At 66.8% G+C, this 15712-nt stretch carries 5 protein-coding genes; 3 read left to right on the forward strand and 2 right to left on the reverse strand.

The window, feature by feature from the left end:
- Positions 1-129: 129 nt before the first annotated feature.
- Together DFR67_RS21815 and DFR67_RS21820 are read left to right on the forward strand one after the other, a co-directional pair.
- On the forward strand, positions 130-471 hold the full coding sequence (locus DFR67_RS21815; RefSeq protein WP_425451317.1) for a rhodanese-like domain-containing protein: 342 nt from the start codon (positions 130-132) through the stop codon (positions 469-471).
- A 124-nt stretch (positions 472-595) separates the two neighbouring features.
- A complete protein-coding gene (locus tag DFR67_RS21820; protein WP_342766750.1) occupies positions 596-4762 on the forward strand; it encodes an AAA domain-containing protein in 4167 nt (1388 codons plus the stop codon).
- Between the two features lie 46 nt (positions 4763-4808).
- Here the strand turns inward: DFR67_RS21820 and DFR67_RS21825 are convergent, their stop codons facing one another.
- Both DFR67_RS21825 and DFR67_RS21830 read right to left on the reverse strand, forming a co-directional pair.
- A complete protein-coding gene (locus DFR67_RS21825) occupies positions 4809-5582 on the reverse strand; it encodes an SIR2 family NAD-dependent protein deacylase (RefSeq protein ID WP_110471601.1) in 774 nt (257 codons plus the stop codon).
- A gap of 5 nt (positions 5583-5587) precedes the next feature.
- On the reverse strand, positions 5588-6010 hold the full coding sequence (locus DFR67_RS21830; protein ID WP_110471602.1) for an HIT family protein: 423 nt from the start codon (positions 6008-6010) through the stop codon (positions 5588-5590).
- Between the two features lie 452 nt (positions 6011-6462).
- Here DFR67_RS21830 and DFR67_RS21835 point away from each other — a divergent pair, with 452 nt between their 5' ends.
- Positions 6463-15690: a type I polyketide synthase gene (locus DFR67_RS21835; protein WP_110471603.1), complete on the forward strand. Its 9228-nt coding sequence runs from the start codon at positions 6463-6465 to the stop codon at positions 15688-15690.
- Positions 15691-15712: the final 22 nt, after the last annotated feature.

Consider the following 15712-nt stretch of genomic DNA (forward strand, 5'->3'; position numbering starts at 1 on the left):
CCGTAGTATCGCCGTCGGCGTGACTCTGGTGTTACAAAATTAGATTCGGCGTCATCCTCTCGTAACAATTCGGGTGTGGTGAACGACGTAACCAGGGCGCACAACAAGCTGTAGGCAAGAGGAACGGTGATGAGTCCAGTAGTGATGGCTGATCCGATCTCGGCGCAAGAATGTGCTGAGCATCGCGATCGCGGAGATGCAATCGTGGTCGACATGCGACCACAGGTCGTGCGGCACCAGGGCAGTCTGCCCGGAGCGGTAGTGGTCGATCCCCATGAGCTCGACGCGGCCTTCGACCCCGCGTCCAAGCGCCGCATTCCTGTCATCGACGACCTGGACACCGAGATCGCGGTGGTGTCGGTGAGCTCTCAGGCCCCTCAGATCGCGCAGCGGATCGCCGCGTTGGGTTACACCAACGTGCACTACGTCGACGGCGGTTTCCGCGCCCTGCGCTCAGCCACCGGCGCCTGAGGGCCGGACAGCACGAGCGCGACGAAGTCGAGTCCACCATTCGGCAGCCATCTGGTGAAGACGATCGCTGCAACGGGTAGCGTTCCGGGTTAGTAAGTATAAACCTGAGGCTTAACTCGAGGACATGATGACCGATTCGGTGCCCGGCGACGACCGGCGCGGCAGGGTACTGCGCCTGTTGCAGTTCCTGCATGAGCTGGTTCGGGCGAAATCGTCGGTCATCCGTGATGTCTCGGAGCACGCCGGAGTGGTCTGGCTCGGTGCCGACTACGACATCCCGATCGACCGTGACGCAGCGGTCGGCCAGGTGATCACTGAATTGTCTCGCAGCAATCCGCTGCAGAACACGGCGTACGATCTGCTGGCCCAGGCGATCGACGAACTGGCCGAGCGGCCCGAATCCCTCGAACTCGTCCTCGCGTCGGGCCTGCTCACCGCAAGCGACCCGGTGATCATTCGAGAACATCTGCTCACGCAGCCGGTCGTCGCCGACCACGACCACGCGGCCGGGGTCATCAGCGTCAGGCTCGCCGGAGAGTCCCAACCAGAACTGCATGCAGGCCATCTCCTCACCGGCGTCGACGGGTTCGACCTCGCGGCGTCGACCGAATTCTCGGACACGCTCGGCACCACTCGCTCACCGATCGCAGAGTCGGTCGAGAAGTTCTTCACGAAGTGGCGACGCGCGGTCGTCGACGACCCGGCGTCCGTCAGCGTGGATCTGGCGCCTGCTCTCGTGCTGCGCCGCCGCGGTTCGGCACCCCTCCTGGACTACTACGAAGCCATGATGGCCACGGTCCGGGATGAATCGAACGAGATCCCGATCGGTCTGGCGCAACTGGTCGAGCCGGTCGAAGCCTCCGAACGAGTCGCTCGGCTGCGCGACAGCGGCGCGATGTCCGCCACCGAGCTCGTGGAAGATGCACTGTATCCGCTGCCGTCGAACGTCGAACAGCGCGACATCCTGGCCCAGCTCGGCCTCGACAGCGGCGTCGTCGTCGAAGGCCCGCCCGGAACCGGTAAGACGCACACGATCGCCAATCTGATGTCGGCTCTGCTGGCGAAAGGCCAGCGGGTGCTGGTCGTGTCGGAAAAGGCTCAGGCGCTGCATGTGTTGCGGGACAAGCTGCCCGTCGAGCTCCAAGAACTCGCGGTCTCCATCACGGACGTGACCAAGGACGGCTCGCAGTCGCTCATCGACAGCGTCGAGGCGATCGCCACCCGCAAGGGCAGTTTCCAGTCGCGTGTGGCGACCAGCGAGATCAAGAACCTGCGGTCCAAGCGTGATCAGGCGCGCGCCAAGCGCGAACAGATCCTGCGGGAGATCTGGCAGTTGCGGGAATCGGAGACCGAGAAGCACGAATGGGTCGCCGCCGGCTACAGCGGAACCGCCGCACATATCGTGCGCCAGTGCAATCAGGTTGCGGACCAGCATGATTGGCTCCCCGGGCCCTTGGCCAGTGCATTGCCTGCGTTGGAGCCAGGTGAGTTCGAACGACTGTTGGAACTATTGCGTGCGCGTGGCGATCAATGGTCCGATCGGCTCGCGCAGCACCTGCCGCCACTCGATGATGTGCTGCCGGGCACCGTCGAGCTCGAGCGCATCTGCAAGCGGGTGCAGGAGCGTCCCTCCGAAGACATGGTCGGCAGCGGTTCGCTTCTCGCGATCCTGGCCGATGTGGACAGTGCACGTTTGCTGCGAGTCAAGAACAGATGCGATCGCCTCGGCGCGGCGGTGCGCGAAGTCCGGACGTTCCCGCCGCATCTTCAGCAGATGGCGCAGCGTCTGCTCTCCGGTGAGGCCTCATATCTGTGGAATCGCGTGACGGCGCTGTCGGAGGTCATCGACGAGGCGACAGAGCGTGACAAGCGGATCGGCACGCACACCGTCGAGGTCGACGGTGCGGCCACCGGCGACTCGGTCCTGTTCGAACAAGCCGCTGACTATCTCGAATCGGGCGGTGTGTGGCGCGGCCGATTCCGAAAAGCCCCGCAGCAGAAAGCCATCGAGGAGCTGGGTGCCACCTACACGGTCGATGGCCGGGTTCCGACCGATGCCCCGTCACTGAGGTTGGTCGCCGATCACCTCGGTGTGCTCGATGCGGTCGCCAGGGTGCAGTCGATCCTCGCCGAGGTCAACGTCCCGATGGACACCAGTGGAACCCGCTCGGTGCAGCTCGGGCGCCTTGTCCGGCTCGACGGCCAGCTCGCCTGGGTCTCCGAACTGCTGACGGGCCGTGACCAGTTGGTGCGCGAGCTCAACTCCATCAGTCCCGGTGGGCCGCGCCCGAAGAGCATCGACGAGGTCGAAGAGGTGGCGCGGCAGGCAGGCGCCATCGCCGCGGCCAACGACGGCACGCTGGCCCGGCGCGAAATCGATGACATCGCCCGCCTGCTGTCCGCGGAGATCGAGAAGGGCCCATCGAGCGAGGGTGATGCCCTGCTCGCAGCCGTACGTGCCGCCGACCCCGACGCGATCCTCGAGACCCGCCGCGCGTTCAACTCGGCCCGCATCGAGCGCGAGAGCCAGGGGGCATTGGACCTGCTCGAGCTGCGCCTGAAGCAGAAGGCGCCCAACCTCGTCAAACTGCTGATCGAGACCTCGGCCGACCCGGTTTGGGACGATCGACTGGCGGACATGGACGCCGCGTGGTCGTGGCGGCGGGCCTACCAGTGGGCACAGGAGCGTAGCGATCCCGAGCGCGAAACGCGGCTCGAAGCGGACCTGGACGAAGTCGAGGCCGATATCACGCACTTCACCGCGAGGCTGGCCGCCGCATGCGCGTGGCGAGAGTGCCTCGAGCACATGACCGTCAGTCAGGTCCAGGCCTTGCAGTCGTACCGAGACCACATCACGAACATAGGCAAGGGTTCGGGCAAACATGCCGAACGGTTCCGGCTGGCCGCCCGGTCTGCGATGGCGCAAGCGCAGACCGCCGTGCCCGCGTGGATCATGCCGATCTCGCAGGTTCTCAGTTCTGTTGCGCCGCAACAGAACTCCTTCGACGTGGTGATCGTGGACGAGGCCAGCCAGGCCGACATCTCCAGTCTGTTCCTGCTGTGGCTCGCGCCCCGCGTGATCGTCGTCGGCGACGACCGGCAGTGCGCGCCCGGCGGTTTCGGGGGATCAGGCATGGACGAGGTCTTCACCAAACTCGACACCTACCTGTCCGACATCCCGCAGTACATGCGCGACAGTCTCACCCCGCGTTCGAGTCTGTTCTCGATGTTGCGAACCCGGTTCGGGCACGTGGTGCGCCTCCGTGAGCATTTCCGTTCGATGCCCGAGATCATCGAGTTCTCCAGTCGGCAGTTCTATCCAGACTCTCCGCTGATCCCGGTGCGGCAGTTCGGAGCGGACCGGCTGCCGCCGCTGCAGACCAGGCACATCGAAGGGGCCAGGAGTTCGGGATCGAATTCGTCGTTGGTGAACCCTGACGAAGCTGCGGCGCTGGTGCAGCTGCTGAAGGAGGCCGACGCCGATCCACGGTACGACGGGATGACCTTCGGGGTCGTCGTGTTGCAGGGTCAGCGGCAAGTCGACCTCGTGAGTCAGTCGCTACGAGATGCCCTCGATCCAGAGACCTGGCGCGAACGGTCACTGCGGGTGGGCACTCCACCGGACTTCCAGGGCGATGAGCGACACGTGATCTTCCTGTCGATGGTCGTATGCCCCGACACCAACGTCAATGCATTGACCCGCAGTGAATCCCAACGTCGCATCAATGTGGCCGCCTCGCGGGCGATGGATCAGCTCTGGCTGGTCCACTCGGTCGAGGCCGGTGACCTCAAAGAGAACGATCTGCGGTATTCGCTGCTGACGTACATGCAGAAAACCGAAGGTGCGCTGGTGGATCCGATGCCTGTCGGCATCACGGCCACCTCGCGCAGCGAGCCCTTCGACTCACTGTTCGAGCAGCAGATATTCGTTGATCTGACCGAGCGTGGCTTCTACGTGAATCCAAAGGTGGTCGTGAACAACAGGGTCATCGACCTGGTGGTCACCGGTAGCGACGCGCGGCTCGCCGTCGAATGCGACGGTGACGAGTTCACCAGCACGCCCGAGCAGGCACGAGCCGACATGGAGCGAGAACGCGAACTTCGGCGCTGCGGTTGGCGGTTCTGGCGAGTGCGCGAGTCGGAGTATCTACTCGATCCAGAGCTCGCCCTGAGCGGACTCTGGGAAGAACTCGAACGGCGCGGAGTGCTACCGAACTCGGTGGCATCAGAGTTGGCCGGCCCTACAGACATCGAGCCCTGGCGGCCGCTCGCGCTGTCCGGCGGGGACTAGCTCCACGGTCGGCGGTGGTCGGCCGCGACTCGATTGCCTCGGGAGCTCAGTTGTCGGTGGCCTGAACGTGGTCGAGCAGGGCGGGTAGTCCGCGACCGGCGGTGGTCTGCATGAAGTGGGTGACCGATGAGCTCAGAGGTGTCGGGTCCGGGTTGATCTCGATCACCGGGGTCCCGGCGGCCAGGGCCCGTTCCGGCAGGGCAGCAGCCGGATACACCAGGCCGGACGTTCCCACCACGATCAACAGATCGCATCCGGCTGCGGCATCGGCTGCCCGCTCCCAGGCATCCTGCGGTAGGGGTTCACCGAACCACACGACGCCGGGCCTGACGGGGGAGAGGCAACGCGGGCAGGCCGGTGGCTCGACTCGTAGAGTCTCGGTGGCGGTGTCCGGGTTCGCATCGGTGCCGCTGTACGGGGTGTCGCAGTGGGAGCAACGCGGCGCGAACAGGCTGCCGTGCAGATGGGCAGTGACGGCGCTGCCGGCCCGCTCGTGGAGATCGTCGACGTTCTGGGTGACCACCATGAGCGTGCGCCGCTCGGCCCACTGTGCGAGCGCGCGGTGGCCCGCATTGGGTTCGGCACCGCGGACCAGACGGGCACGCCACTGATACCAGGCCCAGACCAGGGCGGGGTCGTCCGACCACGCCCCGGGCGTTGCCAGTTCGGTGGGGTCGAAGCGCTCCCACAGTCCGGTCTCGGCGTCACGAAACGTCGGCACATTGCTCTCGGCGGACATGCCGGCACCCGTGCACACGGTCACCCAGTCCGCTCCGTCGACCAGGGCTGCGATCGCCGGGTCGAGGTCTGCGCCGCCCATGGGTATCAGGATCCCTGCAGTTCGGAACGCAGGATCTCGGCTGTTCCGGGAAGGTCGTTGTCGCGCCGGATGAGCAGGCTCTTGGCGAGGACCAACTTGTCACCGTCGTGTCGAGGCACGACGTGCAGATGTGAGTGAAACACGGTCTGGAAGGCTGCGCGGCCGTCGTTGACGAGCAGGTTCACACCGTCGGCAGCAATCGCCGATGCGCGCTGTGCCGCGGCGACCCGCTGACCGGCCTGGAAGAGCTTGCCGCCCTGATCGGGACTGAGTTCTGCCAGGTTGGTGGCGTGGCGTTTGGGGATGAGCAGCGTGTGGCCCGGCCGCACCGGGCGGATGTCGAGGAAGCCGAGTATGTCGTCGTCCTCATAGACGATGTGGGCCGGGGAGGATCCGGCGACGATCGCGCAGAAGACGCAGTCACTCATGTATCCAGCCTAGTGCCGCGTTCAGCGGCAGCCCGCTCACCGGGAGTGACAAATTCGTTTGTCACGATTAGGTAACGGTGCCGACAGCCCGTCGTTTTCCCTGGTGAACGCTCGTTCGGCCCGTGTGATCTGCGAATTCAATGATTGCTTGCGGGCTGTTGCTCACCGCTTGACCCCCTGTGTCGAATGTTACCGACGGGTATACCCACGGGTCACTTGCAAACATGAGGAAAACCTCATTTTTGTGTGCCAACATGGTCTTCGAGCGCATCTGGAGGGGGCGGGCAACGTTGCCTGTCTGTCGAGATGAAACGTAATGGGCCGCACAGGGATTCGCAATGCGAGTTGCTCGGTCCACCAGCGGGTGAGAGTTCTCCAGGCTGCGCCGCCCACAGACAGCGCGGTCCTCACATCCGCAGAAACACACGCAACCAGCTACATGAGGGAGCCTCGTGACCATTCACCAGTTCCGCACCGGATCCGAAGAAAACTCTGCCTGGGCCACTCGGCCCGACGGATCCCTGATCGATCGACTGCGGGATGGTGAGTCATACGCAGTGAGCTTCGGGGGACAGGGTGGACCCTGGTTGCCCGTCCTCGCCGAGCTGGTCATCGACGCCGACCTCGACCGCAGCACCGCCAAGATCGTGGAGGCGGCCGAGCGGCTCATCGAGCCGGTCGCCGACCGGCTGTCCGCAGTACGCCCCGACGGCTTCCATCCGCTGAGCTGGGTGCGCGCCTACAACGCCGAAGAAGTCATCCCGGCCGACTCCGCGCTGGCCGCCGCCCCCGTCTCGGTGCCCGGCATCCTCCTTGCCCAGTTGGCTGCCGTGAGCGCCACTCGCAAGCAGGGTCTCGACCTCGCCGCCATGCCGCCCGTCGCGGCCATCGGACATTCGCAGGGTGTGCTCGCCACCGAGGCCATCAAAGCCGCCACCATCGAAAGCGGACTGGGTGATGGAGCCCTGCTGGCCGTCGCACACCTGATCGGCGCTGCGGGCGCTCTGGTGGCTCGTCGACGCGGATTGACCGCCGAGGCCGCCGGAAGCCCCATGCTCTCCATCTCGAACGTCGATCCGGCGCGGATCCAGGAGCTGGTGGACGCCTACGCCCAGACCCTGCGCGAAGGTGATCGTGAGTCGGCCCCCGTCCTCTCCATCGTCAACGGACGCCGTGCGGTGGTCCTGTCGGGAGCTCCTCGCCACCTCGCCGCGTTTGTCGCCCAGTGCGAGACCATCGCCGCAGCCGAGGCAGCCGAGCGCAAGAAGAAGACCACCGGCGGTTCTGCATTCGCGCCGGTATTCGACCCGCTCGCGGTCTCGATCGCCTTCCATCACCCCGCACTCGACGCAGCGGCCGATCTGGTCGCCGAATGGGCCCAAGACTGCGACATCGATCCCGTGGCTGCTCGCCGCTTGGCGGCGGCCGTGCTCGTCGACCGCGTCGACTGGGTGGACGCCCTCGACGACGTCGTGAGCGCAGGCGCCAAGTGGATTCTCGATCTGGGCCCCGGCGACGTCGCCACCCGACTGAGCGTTCCCGTGGTTCGTGGCCAGGGCGTCGGCCTCATCTCGGTGAGCCAGCGCGGTGGACAGCGCAACCTGTTCGCGCCCGGCGGTATCCCCGACGTCCAACGTCCGTGGAGCAGCTACAGCCCCCGCATCGTCGAACTGCCGGACGGACGCCGCGTCGTCGAGACCTCGTTCACCCGGTTGACCGGTAGGTCCCCGATGCTGCTCGCAGGCATGACACCGACCACCGTCGACCCTGCGATCGTGGCGGCCGCCGCGAATGCCGGCCACTGGGCCGAGCTCGCCGGTGGCGGCCAGGTGACCGAGGCGATCTTCGCCGACAACATCGCCAAGCTGACCGAGCTGCTCGAGCCGGGTCGGCAGGCTCAGTTCAACACGCTGTTCCTCGACCCGTACCTGTGGAAACTGCAGATCGGCGGCAAGCGCCTCGTCCAGAAGGCACGTGCGAACGGTGCCCCGATCGACGGCGTCATCGTCTCGGCGGGCATCCCGGAACTCGACGAGGCGGTGGCCTTGGTCTCCGAACTCGCCGAGGCCCAGATCCCGTACGTCTCGTTCAAGCCCGGCACCATCGGCCAGATCCGGTCGGTGATCCGTATCGCCGCCGAGGTACCGCACTACCCGGTGATCGTCCAGATCGAGGGTGGCCGCGCAGGCGGACACCACTCGTGGGAAGACCTCGACTCGCTGCTGCTCGCGACCTATGCAGAGCTCCGGGCGCGGCCGAACGTCGTCATCTGCGTCGGCGGCGGCATCGGGACCGCCGAGCGCGCAAGCGAGTACCTCACCGGGGTCTGGTCCGCGGCACACGACTATCCGCTGATGCCGCTCGACGGCATCCTGGTGGGCACTGCCGCTATGGCGACCAAGGAAGCGACCACGTCGCCGGCGGTCAAAGAACTGCTCGTCAACACCCCAGGGTGCGACGAATGGATCGGCGCCGGATACGCCACCGCCGGAATGGCCTCGGGCCGGAGCCAACTCGGTGCCGATATCCACGAGGTCGACAACGCCGCATCGCGTTGTGGTCGACTGCTCGACGAGGTCGCCGGTGATGAGGACGCGGTGGCCGAACGCCGCGACGAGATCATCGAGGCCCTGAGCGGAACCGCGAAGCCGTACTTCGGTGATGTGGCTCAGATGACCTACCGGCAGTGGCTCGACCGCTACGTCGAGCTCGCCGTCGGCGAGGCCACCGGGCCCGACACCTGGGTCGACATCACCTGGCGTCAGCGCTTCATCGAGATGCTCCAGCGCACCGAGGCGCGTCTGCACGATGCCGATCGCGGCCAGATCCCGACGCTGTTCGGACACACCGCTGCCACGGACAACGCCGGTGCTGCCATCGACGCCCTCGTGGCCGTCTATCCGGCTGCCGACGCGGACGTGCTGCACCCGGCCGATCTGCTCTTCTTCCTCGAGCTCTGCCGCACACCCGGCAAGCCCGTCAACTTCGTGCCCGTCATCGACAAAGACGTGCGGCGTTGGTGGCGCAGCGACTCGCTGTGGCAGGCACACGATGCCCGCTACGGCGCGGACGAGGTGTGCATCATTCCCGGCCCGGTCGCCGTTGCCGGCATCACCCGCGTCGATGAGCCGGTGGGCGAACTGCTCGATCGCTTCGAGGCGCAGGTGGTCACCGACCTACAGGGCATCGGCTCTGAGCCGTTCGCGATCAGTGCACGGCTGCGGGCCGGGCTGGTCGATGTCGACGGTGTCCTGGGCAGCGCGATCGAGGCACTCAGCGTTCAGTGGTCGGGCCGACTCGTCCCCAACCCGATCGCGCAGCTCGGCGATCGTGACGCTTGGGAGTTTCCCTCGACCGAGCGCGGCGAGCACGAACCGACCGGTGCCGTCCTGGAGCGCACCGAGGACGGCGTGCTGCTGAGCGTGCCGATCGGTAAGGCCACGGTCTCGATCCCGATGATCGTCGACAACTCCATCTTCGACGGCGGAGCACCCACCGTCACCGTCGACGCCGCGGCAGGCGCCATGCGTCAGCTCCTGGCCGTCGCCGCAGGTGGATCCCTGGCAGAGGTGACCGATGGCAGCGCAACGCGCACCGCCACCTGGGATCCCGACCTGGTCGCCGACCACGCCGCCGTCACCGCCTACACCCTGCCCGAGCACCTCAGCGCCTCGACTCCCCAGGGCGTCACAGGTTTCGCCAACCCGGACACGCTGGTCGGTCTGTGCTGGCCCGCCGTGTTCAGCGTCATCGGCGCGGCGACCACCACCGACGGCGCGCCCGTCGTCGAGGGGCTGCTCGACCTGGTCCACCTCGACCACGTGGCCTCCACCTTCGGTGAGCTGCCCCGCACGAAGTCCGAGTTCACCGTCACCGCGTCGCTGTCCGACGTCACCGACACCGATCTCGGTCGCGTCGTCACCGTCGATGTCACGATCGCCGACGGACATCGTCAGGTCGCCACCATGACCGAGCGGTTCGCGGTACGCGGACGCACCGGCAGCGGCGAATTGAGCGATCCGAAGCGTGCAGGCGGTGCTCTGAGCGCCCGCGCCGGTGACGCGACCCGTAAGAAGATCCGTCAGGCCACTATGACGGCACCGTCGCGGATGAACGGATTCGCGCTGGTCTCCGGCGACCACAACCCCATCCACACCGATCTGTCGGCGGCGAAGATGGCCGGTCTGGGCACTCCCATCGCCCACGGCATGTGGCTGTCGGCCGCCGCGCAGCACGTGGCGACCGCCACCGACGCGAAAAACCCCGTCCCGGTGCCGCGTGCACTGACCGGCTGGACCGCCCGCTTCTTGGGGATGGTCCGCCCGGGCGACGAGATCACCGTTCGCGTCGACCGAGTCGGCATGGACGCCGGCCGCGACGTCATCGAGGTCAGCGCCAAGGTGGGTGACCTGCTGGTCATGAACGCCACCGGCCTGCTGGCCCCGGCGAAGACCGTCTACGCCTTCCCCGGTCAGGGCATCCAGAGCAAGGGCATGGGTCTCGACGCCCGTTCGCGCTCGAAGGCCGCCCGCAAGATCTGGGACCGTGCGGACAAGCACACCCGGGATGCTCTGGGCTTCTCGATCCTGGCCGTGGTGCGGGACAACCCGACGACACTGTCCGCCGGTGGCACCACCTATCAGCACCCGGACGGCGTGCTGTTCCTCACCCAGTTCACCCAGGTCGCGATGGCCACCTTGGGTGTCGCGCAGATCGCGGAACTCAAGGAATCCGGAGCATTCGTCGAAGGCGCGATCACCTGTGGACACTCGGTGGGCGAGTACAACGCGCTGGCCGCATGTGCAGGAGTGCTCCCGCTGGAGGCCGTTCTCGAGGTCGTGTTCCAGCGCGGTGAGGCAATGCACCACCTGGTCCCGCGGGACGCCAAGGGGCGCAGTGACTATCAGATGGCTGCCATCCGGCCGAGCCAATTCGGTCTGGCCGATGAGGACGTCACCGATTTCGTCTCCGAGATCGGGGCGCGCACCGGCGAGTTCGTCGAGGTCGTCAACCTGAACCTGCTCGGGTCGCAGTACGCGATCGCGGGCACAGTGAAGGGTCTCGAGGCTCTCGAGACCGAGATCGAGATCCTGCGTGCGAAGACCGGCGGCAAGCGCTCCTTCATCGTGGTACCCGGCATCGATGTGCCGTTCCACTCCACGGTGCTGCGTGCGGGCGTGCCCGACTTCCGTACCCGCCTGCAGGACCTGTTGCCCGAGCACATCGACCCCGACATCCTGGTGGGACGCTACGTTCCCAACCTGGTGCCGCGGATGTTCAACCTCGGCCGTGACTTCGTCCAGGAGATCGCTGATCTCGTACCGTCTGATCCGCTGAACGAGGTGCTCGCCGACTGGGATTCGTGGAGCGCCAAGCCCGGTGAGCTGACCAGGGTGATCTTGGTCGAACTGCTGGCCTGGCAGTTCGCCAGCCCGGTCCGCTGGATCGAGACGCAGGACCTGCTGTTCACGCCTGCCGAACGTGGTGGCGCGGGGATTGAGCGATTCGTCGAGGTCGGCGTCAAGTCGGCTCCGACGCTCAGCGGTCTCGCAGGCAACACCCTCAAGCTCGACGACTACGCCCAGTCCGCTGTGCAGGTCCTGAACATCGAGCGCGATTCCGACGTCATCTTGGCGAAGGACACCGCGCCCGACGTAGACGAGGACGAGGCCATCGACGAGGGCCCCGCAGCAGAGACAGCTCCGCCGGCCACGGCCGCTGCAACCGCTGCACCGGCTCCGGTCGCTGCTCCGGTCGATTCCGGGCCACGTCCCGACGACATCGCGTTCACCCCGGCCGACGCGGTGGATGCCGTGATCGCGCTGTGGACCAAGATCCGCATCGACCAGATCGGCACCGCCGACACGATCGAGGCACTGTGTGACGGCGTGTCGTCCCGACGCAACCAGCTGCTGCTCGACATCGGTGGCGAACTGGGCCTGGGCGCCATCGACGGCGCGGCCGAGGCAGAGATGCCCGCGCTCGCGTCGACCGTGAACGCGCTCGCTCGCGGCTACAAGCCGTTCGGCTCGGTGCTGACCGATGCGATCGGCGACCAGATCCGCAAGGTGTTCGGACCGACGGGCAAGCGCGCGTCCTACATCGAGGACCGCGTCACCTCGGTCTGGCAGCTCGGACCCGGCTGGGCCCTGCACACCAGCCTCGCGGTGGCTCTGGGCAGCCGCGACGGCGTCAGTGTGCGCGGCGGCGACCTCGGTGATCTGATCTCCTCCGCCCCGGCGAACACCGACGCGATCGACGCGTTGATCGACGCCGCGGTCTCGAAGGTCGGTTCCAACAAGGGCATTTCGGTGTCCAAGCCGGCAGTCGGGGGAGGCGGCGGTGGCGGAACCGTCGACGCCGCGGCCCTCGGTGAGTTGACCGAGCAGTTCATCGGTCGCTCCGGTGCGCTCGCATCGGCTGCGCAGACGATCCTGTCGAAACTGGGTCTGGCGGACGAGCAAGAAGTCGGCGCGCCGGCAGAAGACAACACCGCAGTCCTCGAACGGGTCAGCGCGGAGCTGGGTTCGGATTGGCTGCGAGTCGTGGCACCCGCATTCGACGAACGTCGCGCGGTGCTGATCGACGACCGGTGGGCCAGCGCCCGCGAGGACCTCGCCCGCATCTGGCTCGACGACGAGCACGTGGTCGACAACGATTTCTACGACATCAGCGCACGCTTCATCGGCGCCGGTGAGACGGTCTGCCACCAGGCATCGTGGTGGCAGGGCAAGGCGCTGGCGAACGGGCATCGGGTGCACGCCCGGGTCTACGCCCAGATCGCCCATGCGGCACAAGATCCTCAGCCCGAGACCTACGCCGGCGATGTTGCTGTCGTGACCGGCGCCAGTAAGGGTTCGATCGCCGCCGCGGTGGTCGAGCAGTTGCTGGCAGGCGGTGCGACCGTGGTCGCCACCACCTCGCGTCTCGACGACAACCGGCTGGCGTTCTTCAAGTCGCTCTACCGGCGAAGTGCCCGCGGCGACGCGGCACTGTGGGTCGCCCCGGCGAACCTGTCCTCGTACACCGACGTCGACGAGTTGGTCGAGTGGATCGGTAGCGAACAGACCGAGAATCTCGGCGGCAAGACCGGAGTCGTCAAGCCGGCCCTGAAGCCGACGCTGCTGTTCCCGTTCGCCGCTCCGCGGGTCGCCGGTGACCTCACCGACGCCGGCGCCCGCGCCGAACTGGAGATGAAAGTCCTGCTGTGGTCGGTGGAGCGGTTGATCGCCGGTCTCGGCGACATCGCGGCCGATCATCACCTCGCGGCGCGACTGCACGTGGTACTCCCGGGTTCGCCGAACCGGGGAATGTTCGGCGGCGACGGCGCCTACGGTGAATCCAAGGCGGCTCTCGACGCGTTGGTCAAGCGTTGGGCGGCAGAGGACTCCTGGAACTCGAAGGTGACCCTGGCGCACGCGCTGATCGGTTGGGTCACCGGCACCGGGCTGATGGGCCACAACGACGGACTGGTCGAAGCGGTCGAGGCCGCAGGTGTGAAGACCTGGTCGACGAAGGAGATGGCCACCGAATTGCTCAAGGCCGTCACCCCCGACAGCCGGACGCAGGCGCGGACAGTGCCCATCGAGCTCGACCTGACCGGTGGACTCGCGGACGCCACGCTCGACATGAAGGCACTGGCCCAGGCTCAGGCCGAAGCAGCCGCACGCACCGAGGACGACGACGAAGACGACGAGCCGACGCTGGCAGCCCTGCCCGCACCGGCCCGGGCTCCCGAGTCGACCACCCCGAACTGGGGTGAGATCGATGCGCGGCCGGAGGATCTGGTGGTCATCGTCGGCGCCGGCGAACTCGGCCCCTACGGCAGCTCACGCACCCGCTTCGAAATGGAGGTCGAGGATCAGCTCTCGGCCGCCGGTGTCCTCGAATTGGCTTGGAGCACAGGGCTGATCGTCTGGGAGTCGACCCCCAAGCCAGGTTGGTACGACGCCGAGACGTCAGACCCGGTGGCCGAGGCCGACATCGCCGATCGCTATCACGACGCGGTCGTCGAGCGCTGTGGCATTCGGCGGTACGCAGACGACGGCGACATGATCGACAACACCTCGCCGTTGCTCACTTCGGTGTTCCTCGACAACGACCTCACCTTCACGGTGTCGTCGGAGACCGAGGCCCGGGCGTTCCAGTCGTCGAGCCCCGACAAGACGAAGATCAAGGTCGACGCCGAGAGCGGCGAATGGCAGGTCACCCGTCTGGCGGGCACCGAGATCCGCGTCCCGCGCCGGTTCACCCTGACGCGGACCGTCGGTGGCCAGATCCCGACCGGCTTCGACCCCACCCGTTGGGGTGTGTCGGCCGACATGGCCGAGTCCGTGGACCGGGTCGCGCTGTGGAACCTGATCGCCACCGTGGATGCCTTCCTGGCGTCGGGCTTCGAACCGTCGGAGCTCATGCGCTGGGTGCACCCCGGACTGGTCGCCAACACCCAAGGCACCGGCATGGGTGGCATGACATCGATGCGCTCGCTGTACCTCGACACCTTCACCGGTGAGGCCAAGGCGAACGACATCCTGCAGGAAGCACTGCCGAACGTCGTTGCCGCACACGTGGTCCAGTCGTACATCGGCAGCTACGGAGCGATGATCCACCCGGTCGCCGCCTGTGCCACCGCCGCTGTGTCGGTGGAAGAGGGTGTGGACAAGATCAAGCTGGGCAAGGCGTTGTTCGCGGTCGCAGGTGGATTCGACGATCTCGGTATCGAGGGCATCGTCGGATTCGGTGACATGTCGGCCACCGCCGAGTCGGCGAAGATGGAAGCACAGGGCATCGACGCCCGCCGCTTCTCCCGTGCCAACGATCGTCGTCGCGGTGGCTTCGTCGAGTCCCAGGGTGGCGGCACGATCCTGCTGGCCCGCGGTGATGTCGCGGCCGAGATGGGTCTGCCCGTCCTCGGTGTGGTCGGCTGGGCGCAGAGCTTCGGCGACGGTGTCCACACCTCCATCCCGGCGCCGGGCATCGGCGCACTGGGAGCCGCTCGCGGACAGAAGGATTCGGGCTTCGCGAAGTCGCTGCGTCAGCTGGGTGTGAGCCCTGACGATGTGGCGTTGGTGTCCAAACACGACACCTCCACCAAGGCAAACGATCCCAACGAGGCGAATCTGCACGAGCGCCTCGCCGAGGCTCTCGGCCGAAGCGAGGGTGCTCCGCTGTTCGTGGTGTCCCAGAAGTCGCTCACCGGTCACGCCAAGGGTGGTGCTGCGGCCTTCCAGCTCATCGGGCTGTGCCAGGTCCTGCGCGACGGCGTCATCCCACCGAACCGCAGCCTGGACTGCGTCGATGAGGCGATGGAGGAGTACAAGCACCTGGTGTGGCCTACCGCCCCGTTGCGTTTCGGGAAGCGGTTCGCGCTCAAGGCCGGTCTGCTGACCAGCCTCGGGTTCGGCCATGTGTCGGGTCTCATCGCGGTGGTCCACCCGGAAGCCTTTGTCGCGGCCCTGGATCCGGCGCAACGTGAGCAGTACCGGGCGGCCGCGGCCGAGCGGTCACGACTCGGACAGCAGCGTCTGCTCGAGGCCATGTTCGGTGGCAAGCCCGCCTACCAGCGTCCGCCGAACCGCAGGTTCGACGACAGCGCCTACGAGGGCGATCAGGAAGCGGCCATGCTGCTCGACGGCGATGCACGCTTGTCGGCGACGGGTCATTACGGCGCGGGCGAATGAGCGCCTGCCACGCGCAGACGGG

Origin of the sequence: Williamsia limnetica (assembly GCF_003217475.1) — a bacterium.
GTDB lineage: Bacteria > Actinomycetota > Actinomycetes > Mycobacteriales > Mycobacteriaceae > Williamsia > Williamsia limnetica.

Excerpts from the sequence above, each read along its gene's own strand:
- DFR67_RS21825 (WP_110471601.1), bottom strand. The coding sequence starts at position 5,582 with ATGGGCGGCGCAGACCTCGACCCGGCGATCGCAGCCCTGGTCGACGGA.
- DFR67_RS21830 (WP_110471602.1), bottom strand. The coding sequence starts at position 6,010 with ATGAGTGACTGCGTCTTCTGCGCGATCGTCGCCGGATCCTCCCCGGCC.
- DFR67_RS21820 (WP_342766750.1), top strand. The coding sequence starts at position 596 with ATGATGACCGATTCGGTGCCCGGCGACGACCGGCGCGGCAGGGTACTG.
- DFR67_RS21815 (WP_425451317.1), top strand. The coding sequence starts at position 130 with ATGAGTCCAGTAGTGATGGCTGATCCGATCTCGGCGCAAGAATGTGCT.